At 59.8% G+C, this 17702-nt stretch carries 15 protein-coding genes and 5 pseudogenes; 5 read left to right on the top strand and 15 right to left on the bottom strand.

The window, feature by feature from the left end; all coding sequences use genetic code 11:
- Window positions 1-124: 124 nt before the first annotated feature.
- A pseudogene (locus tag NKJ08_RS20410) lies at window positions 125-293 on the bottom strand (recombinase family protein); the annotation flags it as partial.
- 259 nt (window positions 294-552) lie between these two features.
- Between NKJ08_RS20410 and NKJ08_RS20415 the strand changes: the two are divergent.
- Both NKJ08_RS20415 and NKJ08_RS20420 read left to right on the top strand, forming a co-directional pair.
- Window positions 553-942, top strand: coding sequence for an MbcA/ParS/Xre antitoxin family protein (locus tag NKJ08_RS20415; protein WP_352780352.1), 390 nt, complete (start codon window positions 553-555; stop codon window positions 940-942).
- Window positions 939-1458 (top strand): annotated as a pseudogene (locus NKJ08_RS20420) (RES family NAD+ phosphorylase). The gene NKJ08_RS20415 and the pseudogene NKJ08_RS20420 overlap by 4 nt, the downstream one beginning before the upstream one ends.
- Window positions 1459-1486: 28 nt before the next feature.
- On the opposite strand, the pseudogene NKJ08_RS20425 reads toward NKJ08_RS20420, so the two are convergent.
- From NKJ08_RS20425 to NKJ08_RS20440, 4 genes and pseudogenes are all read right to left on the bottom strand, one after another.
- A pseudogene (locus NKJ08_RS20425) lies at window positions 1487-2654 on the bottom strand (site-specific integrase).
- Window positions 2644-3060, bottom strand: coding sequence for a type II toxin-antitoxin system VapC family toxin (locus NKJ08_RS20430; RefSeq protein WP_352528535.1), 417 nt, complete (start codon window positions 3058-3060; stop codon window positions 2644-2646). Before NKJ08_RS20430 ends, NKJ08_RS20425 begins: the two are co-directional and overlap by 11 nt.
- Window positions 3060-3302 (bottom strand): type II toxin-antitoxin system Phd/YefM family antitoxin, encoded by a 243-nt coding sequence (locus NKJ08_RS20435; RefSeq protein ID WP_352528537.1) that lies wholly within the window; start codon window positions 3300-3302, stop codon window positions 3060-3062. The genes NKJ08_RS20430 and NKJ08_RS20435 overlap by 1 nt, the downstream gene beginning before the upstream one ends.
- A 362-nt stretch (window positions 3303-3664) precedes the next feature.
- On the bottom strand, window positions 3665-3907 hold the full coding sequence (locus NKJ08_RS20440; RefSeq protein WP_352528539.1) for a DUF982 domain-containing protein: 243 nt from the start codon (window positions 3905-3907) through the stop codon (window positions 3665-3667).
- Window positions 3908-4065: 158 nt separating this feature from the next.
- On the opposite strand from NKJ08_RS20440, the gene ligD reads away from it, so the two are divergent.
- Together ligD and NKJ08_RS20450 are read left to right on the top strand one after the other, a co-directional pair.
- Window positions 4066-5844 (top strand): DNA ligase D, encoded by a 1779-nt coding sequence (gene ligD / locus NKJ08_RS20445; protein WP_352783046.1) that lies wholly within the window; start codon window positions 4066-4068, stop codon window positions 5842-5844.
- An 8-nt stretch (window positions 5845-5852) separates the two neighbouring features.
- Window positions 5853-6023: pseudogene (locus NKJ08_RS20450) on the top strand (transposase); the annotation flags it as partial.
- A gap of 19 nt (window positions 6024-6042) precedes the next feature.
- On the opposite strand, the gene NKJ08_RS20455 reads toward NKJ08_RS20450, so the two are convergent.
- From NKJ08_RS20455 to NKJ08_RS20500, 10 genes and pseudogenes are all read right to left on the bottom strand, one after another.
- A complete protein-coding gene (locus NKJ08_RS20455; RefSeq protein WP_352528543.1) occupies window positions 6043-6513 on the bottom strand; it encodes a GNAT family N-acetyltransferase in 471 nt (156 codons plus the stop codon).
- 168 nt (window positions 6514-6681) lie between these two features.
- Window positions 6682-7763 (bottom strand): annotated as a pseudogene (locus NKJ08_RS20460) (YhjD/YihY/BrkB family envelope integrity protein).
- Window positions 7764-7865: 102 nt separating this feature from the next.
- Complete coding sequence (locus NKJ08_RS20465; protein WP_352782990.1) at window positions 7866-8678, bottom strand: ATP-dependent DNA ligase; 813 nt, start codon at window positions 8676-8678, stop codon at window positions 7866-7868.
- Between the two features lie 95 nt (window positions 8679-8773).
- The gene (locus NKJ08_RS20470) at window positions 8774-9112 is read right to left on the bottom strand and encodes a slr1659 superfamily regulator (protein WP_352528549.1); all 339 of its coding nucleotides are present in this window, start codon (window positions 9110-9112) and stop codon (window positions 8774-8776) included.
- Between the two features lie 18 nt (window positions 9113-9130).
- Complete coding sequence (locus NKJ08_RS20475) at window positions 9131-9691, bottom strand: slr1658 superfamily regulator (protein WP_352782992.1); 561 nt, start codon at window positions 9689-9691, stop codon at window positions 9131-9133.
- A gap of 2 nt (window positions 9692-9693) precedes the next feature.
- Window positions 9694-12060, bottom strand: a complete 2367-nt coding sequence (locus tag NKJ08_RS20480; RefSeq protein WP_352782994.1) for a SpoIIE family protein phosphatase — start codon at window positions 12058-12060, stop codon at window positions 9694-9696.
- Window positions 12057-13235, bottom strand: coding sequence for a methyltransferase domain-containing protein (locus NKJ08_RS20485; RefSeq protein ID WP_352528555.1), 1179 nt, complete (start codon window positions 13233-13235; stop codon window positions 12057-12059). The genes NKJ08_RS20480 and NKJ08_RS20485 overlap by 4 nt, the downstream gene beginning before the upstream one ends.
- Entirely contained in the window at window positions 13232-13753 is a 522-nt protein-coding gene (locus tag NKJ08_RS20490) for a ubiquinone biosynthesis methyltransferase UbiE (RefSeq protein WP_352528557.1), read from the bottom strand. Before NKJ08_RS20490 ends, NKJ08_RS20485 begins: the two co-directional genes overlap by 4 nt.
- A 177-nt stretch (window positions 13754-13930) precedes the next feature.
- Window positions 13931-15580 (bottom strand): putative bifunctional diguanylate cyclase/phosphodiesterase, encoded by a 1650-nt coding sequence (locus NKJ08_RS20495; protein ID WP_352528559.1) that lies wholly within the window; start codon window positions 15578-15580, stop codon window positions 13931-13933.
- Window positions 15581-15991: 411 nt separating this feature from the next.
- On the bottom strand, window positions 15992-17128 hold the full coding sequence (locus NKJ08_RS20500) for a helix-turn-helix domain-containing protein (protein WP_352528561.1): 1137 nt from the start codon (window positions 17126-17128) through the stop codon (window positions 15992-15994).
- Window positions 17129-17359: 231 nt separating this feature from the next.
- Between NKJ08_RS20500 and NKJ08_RS20505 the strand changes: the two genes are divergently transcribed.
- Window positions 17360-17662: a hypothetical protein gene (locus NKJ08_RS20505; protein WP_352528563.1), complete on the top strand. Its 303-nt coding sequence runs from the start codon at window positions 17360-17362 to the stop codon at window positions 17660-17662.
- The last annotated feature ends 40 nt before the right edge of the window (window positions 17663-17702 follow it).

Here is a 17702-nt window from a genome sequence, read left to right on the forward strand (position 1 = left end):
AGCGCCCGCCATCATTTCCATTACGGGTGCCCAGGGCAAGCGTGGGTGACAGTCTTGGCAGGCTATCGCCGGCGGCGACTCTTGAGATTCTGGGCGCCATATCGCCATAGCGGTGTGTCCCATATGCGGCTATCTCGCGCATCAGCTTCGCCAGCACCGGCCGGGACCGCGAGGCGCAGGAGCCGTGCTCCTGATGGACCAAGCGGCAGCCGGCCGCCTTTGAGTTCGTCGACTTGGGCGGTCGCCTGGTTCTCGGTCGAGACGCGGCCGCCAATGAGGCGGATCAGGGGGATTTATAGCGCGGCGATCTGGGAGAGACCTCATCCTGATCGCCGCGCCGCAGGGATTTGCGATTGTGCGCGCATTCGGTCGTCTTGGGAAGGTTTTTAGGGCGTTTGTACACACAAGGAATGTGCCAGAAAACGAACGTATGAAGGCGTCTGGTGAGGCCTCAACGACGTCCCGTCAGGCAACCGAGGCTTGTAGTCCGTCGCACAATGCCATGTCTTGTGCACAAGAAACGTGTTTCTGAATATGGCATTGGAGACAAGGATGACCCAAGCGTTGAAAGTTCCAGTTCAGAACGAAGCGTTGGTGCTGTCCTATATGGATCGGGCTGGGAAGATCGCTATCGCCCAGGTTGCGGATGGATTCGGTATGTCCAAAGGTCAGCTTGCCGAAACGGCGGGTCTTGCGCGGGAAACCGTCTATAGGGTTGAGCGTAGCCATGCTGCAAAGACGCAAGGTCGCCTTCGCGAAATGCTTGAGATCATCAGCAGGGTGACCGACTGGGCTGGAGGCAAGGAGCAGGCGATGGCCTGGTACCGGGCGCAGCCGATACCGGCATTCGGCGGGCGGACGGCGGAAGCTCTGGTTAAGGAAGGCAAGGCCAGCGCGGTTCGCGACTACCTGGATCATGTCGCCGTTCGTGGCTTTGCTTGAGATTTGCCGGAATTTGCTACCGCGCCCATGATCCGCGTTGGTCCTTCCAGCCGATCTCAGGCGACGGAGCGGCTATTCGGGGTGCCAGATTCAACCCGAAAGGTGTGCCTACGCTTTATCTGGCGCTCGACGTCATGACGGCCGTGAAGGAGGCCAATCAGGGTTTTGCACATCGCATTGATCCGTGCGTGCTCTGCTCATACGAGATCGATTGCGATGACATTATCAATCTGAGGACGGCGCAAGGCCAGGCCGACGCCGGGATCCGGTTCGAAGATATGGCTTGTGGCTGGATGGATTTTCTCGCCGATGGCAAACGGCCGCCGTCATGGAGCATTTATGACCGCCTCGTTGCTGAAGGCAAGTTCGGCATTCTCGTGCCCAGCTTCGCGCCAGGTGCCGACACATCCGATCAGAACCTCGTGCTGTGGAGCTGGGGCGAGGTGCTTCCGCATCAAGTCAGGGTGATCTATCCCGGACGTCGGGCTGCCTCGGAACCAACTGTGCTGGAGCTGACGCCGCAAGGGTCGGATCGATCTGCGACTCAGACGATTATCCGCGCCGCCCGCCCGAGCGTGCATTCCGCGTCATTGTAGTAGTTCGAGGCCTGCTGCACAGAGCGATGCTGCGACTGCTGCATGGCTTCGGGCAACGGAATGCCGCGGCGTGCGGTTTCGGTGAGATAGCCGGAGCGCAGGCCGTGGGCGGAGAAGGCTTGCGGATCGAACCCGGCCTCGGCGATGCGGCGCTTCAGGATCAGATTGACGGCCTGCGGCGTCAGGGCGCGCGCTTCGAGATTGCCCCAGCGGTCGATGCCGCGAAACACGGCGCCTTCAGTGACGCCGGCGCGCTCGAGCCACGCTCGCAGCACCGTCACCGGCCGGCCGACGAGCAGCACGAAAGCGTCGCCATCGGCCTGTGTCGCCCTTGGTCCGGCCGAGCCGGATTTTTAAGCAGGGAATTTTTTGCCCCTCTGAATCCTTGGGATTCGCGGGCACCGGCTCTTCTTCGATGAGCTGTTCGACGCGGAGGTCAGAAACCTCGCTGCGGCGGCGACCGCCCGAGGCGAAGGCGGTGATGAGCAGCGCGCGATCGCGCATGTCGACGAGGCGGTCGCCGGCGCAGGCTTTCAGGAGGGCGGCCAAAATATCGGCGGTCACCGCCTTTTTGCTCTTGCGGCCGCGCGGGCGGGCGCTGGCGCGCACCGCCAGCTTTATCGCGCTCTGCAGGCCCGGTGGGGAAAAATTTCCGCGCAAACCGCGCCATTTGGTCAGCGTCGACCAGCTCGACAGACGCCGGCGCACGGTGGCGGCCGCGTGCGGTCCGTCGCTGCGCAAAAGCCCTTGCGCCTTCAGCGCGGCCGTCACCTCCTCGGGCATACCGTGGGCCGGGTCGGCCTCGCGCCGGGAAGAATCCCACAGGTGGTGGGCGATGAATTTGATCAAAAGCGCTTCCGGCGCCGGCCAGGGCAGCGGAGAACCAGTGGCGGCAAAAGACCATGCCTCGAGATAGCCAAGGTCGGAGGCCAGCGCGCGGAGAGAGTTTGCGCCAATGTCTTCCTTGGCCAGATGGCGCAGCGTTGCGACGTCGTCGGTCAGGAGATCGGACAGAAAATCGCGGCGGTCGAAGGGCAGCACCGAATCCAATGCGTCGAGCGCCTCGGCGCGTCGAACACCATTGCCAGGTGGCCGAGCGACGAGGTCAGTTGCCATTGGCGAGCGGTCCGAAAATGCGGACTCCCTTGCCGCGCGCGGCAACGGCGAGCTTGCGATCGAGGGTCGCCAGCGGCAACTCGGTTTCGATTACCAGCGCAAGGTAGGCGGCGTCATAGGCACTGAGACCGTGCGCGGCCGCTAGCGCCAGCACCGCGCCGTCCGACCCGCCGCCGGCGTCCTCCAGCGGCAATCGGCGCAGCCGTGCCATGGCGGTGGCCGCTTCGCCTGCGGCGATGCGGCTACGCCGCTCGGCCATCAGCACGACACTGCGCGCCTCGTGCCAGAACAGCGACGGCACCGGCGATCGCCCCGTCAGGCCGGCAACCAGGGTCTCGGCGACCGCGCTGTGCTCCTCCGGCAGCAGCCAGGCCGCGGCTATGGACGCGTCCAGGACGAGACGCATCAGTAACGGTGGCCTTCATGCTTCCAGGCCAGAATTTCCTCGGTGGTGACAGGTTTCGCGCGGGCCCGCGCGGCGCGGACCTCTTCGATCAAGGCGCCCAGATCCTGGTTTTGGGGAAGGCGGGACAGCTTGGCAATGGGATCGTTGCCGCGCGAAATGATCACCTCCTCACCGGCCTCGACCTTAGCGAGCAGTTCCGAAAGGTGGGTTTTGGCCTCGCCAATTTTCACCGTGATGGTCATTGTTTTGTCCTCGTACGAGCTTGCTGTGCTGTAGCGCGCTATGCGACTCGCGTCGCCCTGAGCCCAGCCATGCACGATAAACGCGATTCTGCGCCACGATAGCGCCGATTCCGCAGATTGGTCAAGTCTTGGTCTGATCGCTATCGATAAGAGGTCATTATCGATAGCGAGAATGCTAGAGAAAATCCCCTGCAAGTCAGCTTAAATGCCGGATAGCTTGACTATCGCTGAAGGCGCAGCGGTAGTCGGGCAAGTCAATGGTCCTCGCTTGCCAGTTCTACGACCGCCGCCTCGCTGCAGAGCCGACGATGCTCTTTGTTAGGTTCGTGCCCGACCAAGAGTAGGGCTTTCGGTCGCAGATGCTAAGGAGGCACTAGGTTTCCCTCTTCCTTGGCCGCTTCGAGAAACGCCCTGCGGACCACTTCGGGTTTCACCTCATCGATCATGGCATCCATGCAGAGCTGCACTGCGCGGTGCCACTTGGGGCCACGCTTGGTCCACTGCAACAGTTGCTCGGCGGCTCCCTCGACATTGTTGCACTGATAAGCAATGCCAGGACGGGTGGTCCTTACGGATACCGGCGGAGAGAACCAATGGAGCGACATTCGTACATAAGCGACGGCTTAACTAAGAGTTCCCTCAACCACGCCCGGTTTCGAGCAAGGATCGGGTAAACCGGCTCGGGGCCCTACTCCTCCGGCCAGCCCTGTTGCGGAACCTATTCACTGGCCGCAAGGTTTGGGTGGAAGGTCAGGAGTGTGCCATGAGTTCCAAAGCTGGGGATGGCCAGCTCTCTTTCATTGAGTTCCAGTCGCCCACGCTGGTCGAGAATGCGCCCGAGGGCGGCGAATGGCTTCACGAGATCAAATACGACGGCTACCGCACCGAGCTGATCATTGAGGGCGGTAAAGCGCGGGCCTTCACGCGTCGTGGCTACGACTGGTCGCATCGATACCGACGAATTGTTCAAGCGGCGGCGGGCTTGCCGGTGAAGGCGGCGATCATCGACGGGGAGGCTGTCGTTCTCGGCGATAGCGGCCTGCCGGATTACCAAGCCTTGGAACGGGAGTTGGGCAATCCAGACTCGGCGAGGCTCATCTTCTACGCGTTCGACCTGCTGCACCTCAACGGGCGCGATCTACGACAGCAGCCGGTGGTGAGGCGCAAGGCAGCCCTAGAGAAGCTGCTTAAGAACTCAGCGCCGACACTGACCTATGCCGAGCATCTGGAGGTGAGCGGCACGGACGTGTTTGAACATGCCTGCCGAATGGGCTTGGAGGGGATTGTGTCCAAGCGCACCGATGCCACGTACCGCTCGGGTATCCAGACGAGTTGGCTCAAAGTGAAGTGCATCAAGAGCGACACCTTCCCCATTGTCGCTTTCGTGGAAAAGCTCGGCGCTCACCCGCGCCGGATCGCATCGCTCTACATCGGCCGCCGCGAGGGCGACCGACTGCTCTATGCCGGGAAGGCTCGCAGCGGCTACACCTTGAGCGCTGCGCAACTGGTTCGAGAGCGGCTTGACCCGCTGATCATCAGCAAGTCACCCCTGTCAGAGCCCATCGTGAAGCCGAAGGCGACATGGGTCAGACCAGACGTGCTGGCCGAGGTGCAATTCAGCGGCGTAACAGATCGCGGCGTGCTGCGTGAAGCCGTGTTCAAGGGTCTGCGAGAAGACCTCGTGGCGATCCCGGCCAAGCCTCCTGCGCCGTCAAAGCGACGTGGGCCAGCCCGGGAACATGGCGTTCCCAGCGAGAACATCCTGCAACTGCTGCCCGACGCGGTCTCGCCGTCCAAAGAAGAGCTTGCGCGCTATTGGCAGAGGGTTGCCGATCAGGCACTCGTCCATCTCGGCCACCGACCGCTGAAGCTGGTCCGCCATGCTCTCGGCGCAACCTTCTACCACAAGGGCGCGCTGCCGAAGATCCCGCCAGCAGTGCATCAGTTGCGCCTTCAGAAGCGCGAGGGTGGCGAAGGTGTGCGCGTGTGGGTGGACGACCTTGCCGGCCTGCTAGGGCTGGTCGAGATGGATGCTGTAGAGCTGCATCCCTGGAACGCCACCGTTGACGACATCGAGCATGCCGACCGCATCGTTCTGGACCTCGACCCGGGTGAGGGGGTAGAGTGGGATGAGGTCATCCGGACCGCGCTAGCGCTCCGCGACATCATGGAACCAGAAGGCCTAGAGAGCTGGCCGAAGGTGACGGGCGGCAAGGGAATTCACCTGATGGCCCCACTTGAGACGAAGATCACGCACGACAATGCCCGGCTCCTTGCCCGGTCGTTCGCCAAGCGCCTCGCTGACGCTTATCCAGACCGTTATCTGCTGTCCGCCGCGCCGGCAGCCCGAAAGGGCCGCATCTTCATTGATTACCTCCGCAATGGGCGCGGCAACACGGCGGTCGGCGCCTTCTCCCCACGAGCGCGACCTGGCTTCCCAATCGCTCATCCCGTGACCTGGAGCCAGGTTGAGGCAGCCATCCGTCCAGATGCCTTCACCATCGACCGTCCGTTCAGGGCAGCCGCCAGAAAGGCAGCGTGAGCATCACCCGGCGCTGGAAAAACTGCTTCTCACCGTTCCTCTACCGCGAGCGCAACGCCATCGAGCGCATGTTCAGGCGCCTCAAGGATTTTCGCCGCATCGCCACTCGGTACGATCGGTCGGCGACGAACTTCCTTGCCGCCGTCTGCCTCGCAGCTACCGTCAGCTACTGGCTATGAGTGCGAGCCCGCCGATCATTCACAACGCCTTCCTCATCCGCAACAGTGGCACGCCCGCTCCGCCTCTGTTGTCGACGACTTCTTCAACCGCCACAAAGCCGCAGGCCCGATAGAGCGGTTCGCCGGCCCTCGTTGCCATAAGCTCGACACTTGTGAAGCCCTCGCGGCGGGCGGCGTCCTCGCACAGCATGAGGATTAGGCGCCCCACGCCTCGGCGGATGAAGCTGGGATGCGTATACATGGCGCGCACGCGCGCAGCGTCTTTCGTCGGGTCAAGCAGCGCTGCATCGCGCCCCGGAGAACGGTCGCCGCCGTAGAGGGTTGCGCGCCGACTCCATCCGCCGCAACCGCTTGAGCAGAACATGACCTCGTCGAGGCTGGCGAGGATTTCGGCATCGGCGACGGCGGTTTTGCATTGCTTCTGGATGGTGAAATCGCCAGTCACCTGGGCAAGCCGGGCGACCAGCGCCTTGAGCCGTTGCTGGGCCACGCGTCGATGTGGAGTCCTCGAGGGCAGCACGGCAGTGCAGCAGCGAATTAGAGGCGGCGGCCCTACAAGACCTCGCATCGCTCGAGAATTTATTGGAAAGATGGCGGCCATCTAGCGCCGCCATTGGCGCCAAGCGAAGTTGCGCGGAAAGGCAAAGTGATCGGCGAGCTACGCGTTGCGCTCGTCCAAACGCGACTGCTGGTCGGCGGCATCGGCCGATCCGCCCAGCGTGTCGGCGACCGTGGCACCTCGCGCACCCATCGGCTGCTGCGCACCTGTGGTGGTGTCCATCGCTGTCTGATGCTCCATCTCGGAATTCAGCTCCGCACCTACAACCAGGATAACCACGGAGATCCAGGTCCACATCATCAAGCCGATGACTGCCCCAAGGGCTCCATACGTCGCGTTGTAGTTGGCGAAGTTTTCAAGATAATAGGAGAATCCTATCGAGACTGCGATCCAGACCACAGCCGCGAGGAAGGCGCCCCATGACGCCCATTTCCACTTTGCCCTTTCACGGCTGGGCCCGTAGCGGTAAATCAGCGTGATCCCGACGCCGACCATGAGCAACTCGATGCGATCAAGCTCGCGGCTGATCTGCGCCATGAGCGCTGGCGGCAGCGGACGCCCATCTCCGGTAATGAGCGCGTCGAGGCATTTGCGTCGATCGCCTTTCAACGGTTCGTATCCGGACACACCTTGGCTGAACAAAAGGCCCTTTATCCTGTTGACGTGCCTGATCCGCTCGTTCGTCAGCGCCTTCCGCTCCCGCACCAACCGGCGACGGTCTTCCTCCTCCGGCGTTGGCACTCGCAACACGCGCAAACCCGAGGCTCGCCGCGGTTGTAGGCCAACAACGCTCGAACCAGTGCTTCCCCGTCAATCCTGTCGGTCTTGGCCCGCCGGCGGCGACGCGATGTGGCAATGGATGCCGGGTCCACGACATAACTCTCGATGCCTTCGCGTTTGAGGACCCGATGTATCCAGAATCCATCCAGACCAGCTTCCTGGATTGATATGACCCGGAAACGCTGCCCTGTCCGCACTTCCGCCTTTCGTTGCAGCTCTGCGAAGTGATCGAGCAAACCCGGAATGTCGCCCCCCGACACGAGGTGTCTCGACATTCTCTCGCCCCCACCTGGCGAACGCGAAGTCACGAGCCATTTTGAACGAGACAGTTCTAACGAGACAAATATTGCGGCAAGATCGACGCGGATAGCGGCCGGGGCTTTGGTGGTGTTGGCTTGCATGCTGACCTCCAGGTGATGTTTGGCGACTTCACTCTGGCAGAGCGCTGGTCGCCTTCCATCCCCATAGGATCTTCACAGAAGCGGTTGTCGATGCTCAGAAATTCAGAAATCGGCTTCCTCGAAATATTTGGCCTTCAGCCATGTTTTCGATTGCCCGCTCCTGTAGCGGCTATCGGCGCGCTTCGAGATGATGCCCTCAAGCCCTATCTTCTCGATGGCGCGGAAGATCGCTAGCGCATCGCCCTCGAAATGCTCGCTGTACTGAATCTTGCCGACGCCAGGCTCAACCAGTTGCCACAGCTCCTGTTTGCGCTGCAGCAGGGGCAAGGGGGCAAGATTGCGACCGTCGAGATGGAGGATGTCGAACGCGACGAATACTAGCCGGCTCGGCTCGTTCCAGATCGCGGCTTCCAGCGCAGAGAAATCGGGAGCGCCCCGCTCGTCGGTTACAATGACCTCGCCGTCGAGAATGGCAGCCCGGCATGGCAGCTCGACAGCCAGCGCGATGGGCCAGTATTTCGTGGTCCAGTCACGGCCGTTCTTGCTGTACAGACGCACGCCGCCTTTATCGATGATGATCTGCGTTCGGTAGCCGTCAAGGTTGACCTCGTGAACCCATCCCTCATCTTCGGGCGGCTCCGTGACCCGAGTCGGGATCTGCGGCGGAATGAACTCCAGCTGGCCGCCGTTCACCTTGGCACGCTTACTCAATGACGCCACCTTTGGTCGCGCGGCGGCTGATCGGCACAGGCAGCCCGACTCCCCCCAACTTGGACGTCTGCCGCCTGTGCCGAGCCCCCGCCGAGCCATTGCGAGCATCTGCGCACGAGGCCGGATTGTCGTTAGCTTGGCATCCAAATACTTATCCTGGTGTACATATTCGCTGTAGGCGCCGCGCTCCTGCACGGTTCTCACTATCGGTGCGGGGCTCCCGCATCGTCCCCGGCTGACCTATACTATCTCGGGTTGCCGCAAGCCCACGCAGTCCCCTGGCAAATTTCGGGACCTGGTTAGTCCATCAAAAGCACCAGAGCGGGATGCAGTTTCTTCAGATTCGGCAATGATTTCGATTGCCAGGGTATGTCGGGCGTTCCACGCACGACGAGTCGAACATCGGGATGTTTGCGCACTTCGATGGTAAATTTCGCCAGCAGGTTGATGCCAGAAGAGTTGAGAAAGTGAAGGTCCTTCAAATTGAGCGTAATGGAAGAGGGATTTGAGGCAAGAACACTGGTCGCCAAAGCCGTGATGGGCGCACTGGCCTCGGAGCTGGCAAGCCGCATTGCACCGTCGAAAAAAATCTCGCTTCCTTCAATCCACACGCGGTAGTCGTCTGTCCTGATTTCCATAGCCTGGCTTCGTTTCCTCTAATCGTGAATTTGCGAGATCGGAATGGAGGCATATGTCTCCAGGCAAATCCGATGGCTTTCGTCCGCGGAGCTGAATATCCAAGCCAGGCGTGCGCCATAGTCGCTCATCAACGTCAGCAATCCGAGTCCGGAGCCTGCCACGTCGGGGTTGGCAGCATTCGCTTCAATTCGCTGTATCAGCAGGTCTCTGGGGTCGCCAACCGTGATGTCCGCTAGGAGACTTTGGAACTCAGACGCGTTTTCACCGTCGACGTCATTCGACACCTTGAGCTTGAAACACTGCGCATCCATCGACGCCTCGATCACGATCTCACCCGGTGCGCGAAATTTGACGGCATTTTCGATGAGCTCGTTGACCAGATATCCAATGCTGTGCCGCACTTCCATGTAGTCATTGCGGGACGACTGAATGCGCAACGCGAAAAGATCGGCGATGAAGTCCGAGGTCGTAGCACAATGACGCCAACTCAAGTCGAGAGGTCCGTCGAACAGCCGCACGCGACTGCCACTCTCCTTCATTCCGATTGCAATATCAGGGGTACCGAACAGCGCTGTCATTCCTATGTGTGCCTTATGATCACGAGGGTGATGTCGTCGTGGATCTTCTGGATTCCGATATGGCTCATCAGATCCTCGATGATCCCGGTTTTGATTTCCTCGGCGCTCCTGCCATGACGTTTTCGCGCGCTCTGGCACAGGCGCTCGAACCCGAACAGTCTTCTGTCTTGGTCTTCCGCCTCGGTCACACCGTCGGTGTGCAGCACGATCACGTCGCCACTCCCGAACAGGATGTCACGCGTGGCAATGAACTGCGAGATGTCATTCTCCAGACCAACCGGCAGACCCAGATCAAGCGTATCGATGCGTTCGACTTCCCCATCCGCACGCACGACGAGAACGTCCTCATGCTGGCCGGATAGCGTCACCCGCTCATCCTCAAAGTCAAGAAAGGCCAGCGAGAGATGCTTATCGGTGTTCGTCCGCTGTATGTTCTTGTAGATCGCTCTGTTCAGCCGATCCAGAAACTGGTGCGGATCCCTTTCGTTGGTTTCCTGCAGCGCGCGTGCAACGGATTGCACCATTAGCATCAGCACGCCGCTCTCGAGACCATGACCGGTCACGTCGCCGATGCCGACCTTGACCCGTGGCCCGTTCTGCAGGACATCGTAGTAGTCACCGCCGACCTCGTCGGCCGGCCGCATGTAGGCTGCGATCTCCAGCCCCGGAATCGCTTCGAGTTCGAATGGTTTCGGCAGGACCATCATCTGGATCTGCCTGGCAACTGCGAGCTCGGCACCGAGGCGGACGTTCTCGTCCCGCAACTTTTCGTTGAGCGCGGATATCTCCTGATTTGCGTCCCCGAGCTCTCTGGTTCGGTCGTCGACGAGTTGCTCGAGATTTTCCGTGTGAAAGCTGATCTGCTCAGCCATCCGGTTGAAAGCGATCCCTGCCGCTCCAACCTCGTCGCGCGTCGGAATGCTCACGCGGACTGAATAATCTTTGGACTGGAGCCGTTGGGCGGCGCTGGCAAGCGCCCTGAGGCCCGCAGTGATCCTCTTCGAAATTCCGAGCACGGCCGCAAAAACAATCAGAAGCGAAACGACGATCGCACCGATCTGAAAAAGCAGGATACGATTGGTTGCGCGAGAAATACTCTCCTGCGCGGCGAACAGGGACGCATAGATCTCCCGTTCGGGAACGACGATCCCGACCGACATCGTTTCGGACTTGATCGGTCCCGAACTCCACAGATTGGTCGGCTTCAATCGCTTGAGGACAACGATGTAGGGTACGCGTTCGCCCTTGTTGTCGAGCATGATATGCTGAATGACACCGTCATTGTTCTGGTCGAGAGGTAGTGACGCGATAGCCGGCTGCGTACTTCCCCGCAGGGACCTCTCCAGGCCCGTGACGCCCTGCGTGCCCGCATCGCTTGATGAAGTCAGGCCGATGATCGTCTGGCCCGACGGATTGATCGCGACCACGTTGCCAGTCGACATCGTGAGGAAGCCAAACCCGGTTTCAGCGATCTTCACACGTTCGACCACTTCCGCAAGCTGATCGAGAGTGATGTCTGCCCCCGCCGTACCGGCGATACCGCTGCGATCGCGCGTCCACAGCGGATGGAAAAAGCTGACGATCAGCTTTCCCGTGATTGCATCGGTGTAAGGCGCTGTTTGTGTAATATCGTCAGGGACCGGACGTGAGGCTGGATCCCTGGCCCATTGCTGCCATGAACCATAGATTCCCGGAAAGAAGAACTCCCAGAATTCCGCCTTGTTGTGGCCTGGATAGAGTCGGTCGAAGGTCTGTGCCTGGTCCGTATACGGTACCGTTCTGAAGATCGGCCGTTCTTTCGGACCAATATAGTACATCTGCAGTTTGGACGACCCGTTGGCCATGAGAGTCGGCGCGACGAGATCGATGACGGTACTGTTTTCTATTTCCTGCTGAACGCTCGGCAGCGGACTGTGGTCGGCACCCAACAGGTAGCCCCAGACGCTTACGACGGAAGGCGCGCCCGGCAGATTCTGCGCCCAATCGCCCTGCGCGTCGTAGACGACCTTCACCGAGCCGGGCGCCTCATGCGAAAGCGTCGCTCCGACCTGTTGCTGCCTCCCCGGATCGTCGATCTGGGCCTGCAGCACGCCGGTCAGCGCCTTGACGTCCCCATGAACCCGATCGAGCAGCAGGTCGACGCTCAACGCCGTCGACTCGGCATAGGAACGAATGTATTCCTCGTTTGCGGTCGTCAGGCCCTCACCGACTTCCGATGTGGCGTCGCGCGACAGCTTTTGAACGTTCCAAAGCGCCAGACCACCGCTCAGCAGGAGGTCGAACAGTACGGCGCCGCCAACGACCAATACGAATTTCGCTCGAAAGGAGCGCAGGCCGAAGCGCGGTGCAGGCGCATTGTCGGCTTTCATTGCGGCCGTCTCCCGGATGCGACCCAGATCGGCCAACCCGCATAACCCTTGGGGTGGAGCGCAGCGAAAATGTGGTCCAGGAAGCCCTGCCGGAACCGTGCTACGAACTCCGGACAGTCGCCGCGTTTGCTCGCCATCTCGCCCGCATAGATATCCGCCCAGGCCGCGATGACATCGGCGAAATCCTGCGGATCGCCGTCGAGGTTAGTGACCATGAAGGTCTCGACACGGATGTCTTCGAATCCGGCTTCGATCAGGTATCTCCGGCTCTTGGGCCCAAGCTCGACGTCCATCTCGAAATGCCCGAATAGCTTTGCCACCTCGTTGTAGGTCCAACGAATGCTTTCGGCGCGCGGCTCGCCGAGGCAATGCGAATTCTTCTCGTTGGTGATGTAGACCCGCCCGCCTGGCTTGCATATGCGGTAGAGCTCCTTGAGGATTAGTGCAGGTCGATTGAAGATTTGAAGGGAATGTCGGCAGGTCACCAAGTCGAACTGCGCTTCGTCGAGCAGCATTTCCGACGCATCGCCATAGGTATATTCGATGCCCCGGATATCGAACTCCCGCATCACCCGTCGAGCATAGTCCAGGCTTGATATGGAGTGGTCGAGGGCGACGATCCGCGATGGCTGGAACTCCTTCTGCACGAGCACAGCGAAATCACCGATCCCGCAACAGATGTCGGCCATGACGATCCCGGGCCTCATGCCGTGTCGCGGCAAGATTGCGCGCTCGTGGCGCCAGGTCATCTTTGTTTGTGAGCGCAGGATCGGTACGAACCCGCCTTCCTCGAGGAAGCGCTGCCCTGGATAAAATTCGCTGTCATACTCCTCGACCGTGATGTTCGGTTCGATTTGGCTCAAGCGACCGAATTTTCGCGAGGTCCATCCGACGACGCTTGACGTGATGACGACGAATTTGAGATCGGGTCGAGCGCGACAGGCGTCAATGATGATCCTCGAAAAGGTGTGAAACGCAGCGTTGTTCATCTGCGTCAGGCGTCTGACATTGACGTAGAGAACGCCGCGCACACGGTCGATCGCATCGCGAAGCAATGCTATGCTGGGCCCAAGCTCATCGATCGCCTGAGGCCGGACCACCCCCGATATGGAGAACTCCTGATTGTTCGCGTCGTATTGCGCCTTGAAGCGTGGGAGAAGGTCGTAAGGGCTCAATTTTGCAGGCCTTCAAGCGGAAGATCCACGACAAGCTTGATTGCTTCACCATCGGCTTCCTCGACCCTGAGTGTCGCGTTGTAGTCGACAGCCAGTTCCAAGAGTACGATTTCCCGGCTGGGCGCGAGATCCCCAGACACAGAATTAAGGTATCGCTCCCTGGCCTCGAACCCTGCGACTTGCGACACGGCTTCTTCGTAGAACTGGCGCTCTTCTGGCAGGCAAGGAAACGTCAACTCGATCCTGTCCGTGGCGCCGTGGCGAGACACCCTGCATGCCAGTTCGCCGTCGGCATGGCGCGTACGAAAGGCGACTTCCAGCAATTCGTTGAAGGCAGAGGAAAAGAGATTTGAATGCCGGACCGAGTCTGACCTGTTTTGACTGATCATCCGGGCCATGTATGTCGAGACATAATCGCAGTGTCTCCAAGCGGAGACGAAAGCTTTGATTTCCATGTCGATCTGGATCATGGGCTCAAAAGTCGGCCCGCCAGCCAGATCATGATGAACAGGTCCCATCGGCATCCTCCCTTGTTCTATCAGTATTGACCCCTGGTGGCGCGATGACCTCCGAGGCGGAAAATTTCACCGCGCTCCGTTATGACTCAGTCTCTCACCGACTCCAAAAATTGCGCGGTATCTGCCTCGATCGTTTCTACAAATCTCCACTTCGCCGTTAACAAAGGGTGCAAGGCGCTAGACCGCCCGATTTGATTCCTCCATCGCTCGTACCACCCTCAGCGGGGACCGCCTGATGAAATCGCTGGTTGCCTCGGCTCCGAGCGGGCGTCCCAGGAAATTCCCTTGCAGGCAATCGCAATTCTCCTTGATCAGCCACCGTGCCTGTGCCGACGTCTCGACCCCCTCGGCGGTGACGCTTATTCCCAGGCCGTGCGCCAGACTCAGGATCGATCGCACGATGGTCTGGCTTTTGAGATCGGTCTCCAGGTCCGCGATGAAGTACCGATCGATCTTCAAGGTGTCGAAGGGAAAGTTCTTAAGGTAGCTCAACGATGAATAGTATGTTCCAAAATCGTCTAGCGATATTCGTATCCCCAAGACGTTCAGAGTATTTAACGTGTCGATATTGTCGATCGTCTTCTCAAGAAGGACCGTCTCGGTTATCTCGAGTTCAAGTCGGTCGGACCGGATTCCAACTGAGTCGATGATCTGAGCAACCGTATCCGTCAGCGAACCGCTAAGGAACTGAGCCGGCGACAGGTTCACTGCGACCGTCAGCGAGGAAGGCCACGTCAATGCCTGGCGACAGGCTTCCTCGAGCACCCATCGTCCAATCTCGTCCATCAGACCGTCGGCTTCGGCGATCGGTATGAAAACGCTGGGAGGAATGATTCCGATCTCGGGGTGTCGCCACCGTAGTAGCGCTTCGAAACCGATCACCGACGAGGGAGGCCGATTGAGCGGTTGATACTCCAGATAAAGTTCGCCCCGCTCCAGCGCGGTTCGAAGGCTTCGCCTCAGATTCTCGCGTTGCTCGAGCAAGAGCAGCATCGAACGGTTGAATGTTCGAGCGCAGCCGCGTCCATCTGTCTTGGCTGCGTAAAGAGCAATGTCAGCGGCTTTCATCAGCTGCTCGCCATCCGTCCCGTGCTCCGGGCCGAAGGCAATTCCGATACTCGAGCCGACGAAGATGGGGATGCCGTTGATGACGAACGGCTCCTTGAACGCGTCGACTAGCGATCCGGCGAGGCGCTCAGCCTCTGCTGGCTGCGCCTTTCCCAATTGGATGACAGCGAACTCATCGCCGGCATACCGATACGCGGATTCTCCGTCCTGCAGCGCGTCGCGGATACGACCCGCTGCGAGCTGAAGAAGCGTATCACCTGCTCCATGGCCGAGCGTGTCGTTGACCGCTTTGAAATCGTCAAGGTCGATTTGCAACAGGGCGGCTTTAGGCTTTGGTCCGCCCAGGGCCGCCAGTGCTTGCTGCAGCCGCTCGCCAAATTGCCGCCGATTCTGCAGTCCGGTCAGCACGTCGTGCGTCGCCTGATGGAGCAGAATTACATGCTCTTGCTCCTCCGCAGCGCTCCGCCCGCCGTGCTCCCTTGATTCGATGATTCCCACACCATTTGCAGTGGCGAAGACGAAAACGGACCGGGGCGCTTCGCCTGATGATGGCGGCAAGTCGATGCGCGCCGGAGAGCCGCCCTGGAACACACGAAGAAAATCGTCGCGATACCTCGCATCGAGAAAGCTCGGATAGATCTCCCAGATGGCGGCGCCCAGCGCCACCGCGCCTCCGTACACACCCTTGAGCCTGGTTGCGTAGTGCGTCAGGCGGAAGTCGCGGTCATAGATCGACAAAAGTTCGGTCGTGTTCGCCAAAACGTCTGCGAGAACCCCATCGCCGGCACGTGGAGCATCGCTCGAGGAAGGCCCCTCACTCTCCGTGCCTGATGCCTGTGGGCGCAAGAGCCACCTCCATAGGCGGTGCAAATTCGCGCCCCCAGTTTAGAAATAGCATAACTGTCAACCTTAGCAAACTTTCAAATCGCAGTTTTAACAAGCGCCGCATGCAGCGTAGTTGCAATGTATGCTCCGCCGTGATTGGCGGCAAATTATCGGCAACGACGAACAGTCACAGTTCATTAATAAATCGCGAATTGGCGGGAATGAGCTATGTGATTGATGGCGCGGTGGACGCGACACGAAGATATTGTGCGGGCGTGGCCTTCCCCGCCCCGGCAAGCCTGTTTTGAGCCCGCCCCATCAGCATCGCCGATCCTGTACTCAGCTTCAGAGCGCTTTGAGCCAACCTTCAAAGGAAGAGGCTTTCTCCTGTCCGGCAAGCGAAACAGAGTTGGCGGGGCGCGGCAACACCACAGTGCTGCGGCCTTCGCGGGGGCTGTAACCGAATTCCTTGCTGAATGCCCGGCTGAAATTAGCCGCTGAACTAAACCCAAAGGCTTCAGCAATTTCAACAATGCGGCGGCTGTCCGCCGGATCGCTTAGCGCAACATGGGCTGCCAGAAGGCGGCGACTTTGTATGTAATGGAGAACACCACCGCTTGGTTCGAACAACTGATAGAGACGAGAGCGCGAGACGCCGAGCGCCCGGCACATTGAATCCGGTGTCAAATGAGCCGCATCCAGATTGTGGTGGACGTATCGACGCGCTCGCTCCATTAGCGCGACACTCGTCAATTGTTCGGCGGCCGCAGCCTGTTCCGCCGGAGGCGCGACGCAGGCAATGATCATACTGCGTGTTGCGTGCACGATGCGGGGCAGATCGTCAGCCGTGAGGCTGCGCAGTCTTGCTTCGATGCTGTTGACATAGTCGAGCAAGAGGTTGGCAAAGTTGCCGGACAGAATTGAATTGTTCTTGGCGTCCAGGGTTGCCGCCGCATCGGCGAACAAATCGCGCGGCAAATAGAGAAAGAGACCTTCGGAGTCCGTTGTCCTCCCGCGAAACGGGTAGCCAAGCGATCTGATCTCCAATTTGCCCGGCTGGTTCTCCGCTACGCGGCGATCGACCTCCGTCCACGACCGGCCAGTACGTGGCAAGGCGATATACCAGTGATCGATCGAGCTGGACCGAAGCTTCGCGGCAGAACGCATATAACTATGTGCCGGTGCGCGCTGTTGAACGATCAGCATGCCGCCGAGGTTCCAAGCCGTGTGGTCGGCGGGAAAGCCATCGTCGAGCGATTTGTGATCCGGCAACCTGACCTCGACGAGCGGTGCCATGTGCGCCTGCCAAGCGCCGAATTGATCCTCTGGCGCCAGTTCGAGCGTTGAAAAGGGCAAAGGTTCGAGCGCCGGCGCAAGTGACGGGGCACCCTCATTGTAAGGTTGATCTTCGCGCGGCCAACGACGTCGATCACGCTCCAGCGCCTGCCTCGCAAGCGCCTCCTCTTGCCTTTTAGCATCCATCGCGTGGTGTCATATCCGATTCGGGTATGCCCATGCCCCTCTCAATCATGTGGTGTACCTCAGGCATCTGGCAAGACTGGCCGACTCGAGGCGACTGAAATGGCGCTCACGCTGGATTACAGTCAGAAATGCATGCCGAGATAAGTTTCTGGATGCGAAGCTAACGACACTCTTCAACCTGGTGCGTATAGAATCGGGCATCGGGAAAGCATAGTTGAGGGGACCGCTGAAATGAACACAAAGCTCAACAGCGAAGGTCGTCGCAAGATAATTCTTGATGGGTACGGTAACAACGAACCGTTGAAAGACATTGCGGCAAAAATCGGATGCTCACTGGGGAGTTTGAAGGTCGCGGCCAGTAAACTCGGTTGCACTCGAACTCCAAAAGAGGCGGCGGAATTTCGGCGCGGATTTCACGTCCCGGAACACAAGTGGCAAGACTACCGCCAACTTATGATTTCTGGGCAGTATAAGGCCCGCGAGTGCGCGTTGATTTTGGGACTCTTAACAGAGCAATCATCAGGCCGCAGGTAAACTGATTACAATCCACTGTGGACGATATTATGACTTAAGC

Origin of the sequence: Mesorhizobium sp. M0244 (assembly GCF_040321795.1) — a bacterium.
Classification (GTDB): domain Bacteria; phylum Pseudomonadota; class Alphaproteobacteria; order Rhizobiales; family Rhizobiaceae; genus Mesorhizobium.

Bases quoted from the DNA above. Each gene is read 5' to 3' on its own strand.
- NKJ08_RS20480 (WP_352782994.1), bottom strand. From the start codon at position 12,060: ATGAAAGCCGACAATGCGCCTGCACCGCGCTTCGGCCTGCGCTCCTTT.
- ligD (WP_352783046.1), top strand. From the start codon at position 4,066: ATGAGTTCCAAAGCTGGGGATGGCCAGCTCTCTTTCATTGAGTTCCAG.
- NKJ08_RS20415 (WP_352780352.1), top strand. From the start codon at position 553: ATGACCCAAGCGTTGAAAGTTCCAGTTCAGAACGAAGCGTTGGTGCTG.
- NKJ08_RS20475 (WP_352782992.1), bottom strand. From the start codon at position 9,691: ATGACAGCGCTGTTCGGTACCCCTGATATTGCAATCGGAATGAAGGAG.
- NKJ08_RS20435 (WP_352528537.1), bottom strand. From the start codon at position 3,302: ATGACCATCACGGTGAAAATTGGCGAGGCCAAAACCCACCTTTCGGAA.
- NKJ08_RS20490 (WP_352528557.1), bottom strand. From the start codon at position 13,753: ATGGGACCTGTTCATCATGATCTGGCTGGCGGGCCGACTTTTGAGCCC.
- NKJ08_RS20505 (WP_352528563.1), top strand. From the start codon at position 17,360: ATGAACACAAAGCTCAACAGCGAAGGTCGTCGCAAGATAATTCTTGAT.
- NKJ08_RS20500 (WP_352528561.1), bottom strand. From the start codon at position 17,128: ATGGATGCTAAAAGGCAAGAGGAGGCGCTTGCGAGGCAGGCGCTGGAG.
- NKJ08_RS20430 (WP_352528535.1), bottom strand. From the start codon at position 3,060: ATGCGTCTCGTCCTGGACGCGTCCATAGCCGCGGCCTGGCTGCTGCCG.
- NKJ08_RS20440 (WP_352528539.1), bottom strand. From the start codon at position 3,907: ATGTCGCTCCATTGGTTCTCTCCGCCGGTATCCGTAAGGACCACCCGT.
- NKJ08_RS20470 (WP_352528549.1), bottom strand. From the start codon at position 9,112: ATGGAAATCAGGACAGACGACTACCGCGTGTGGATTGAAGGAAGCGAG.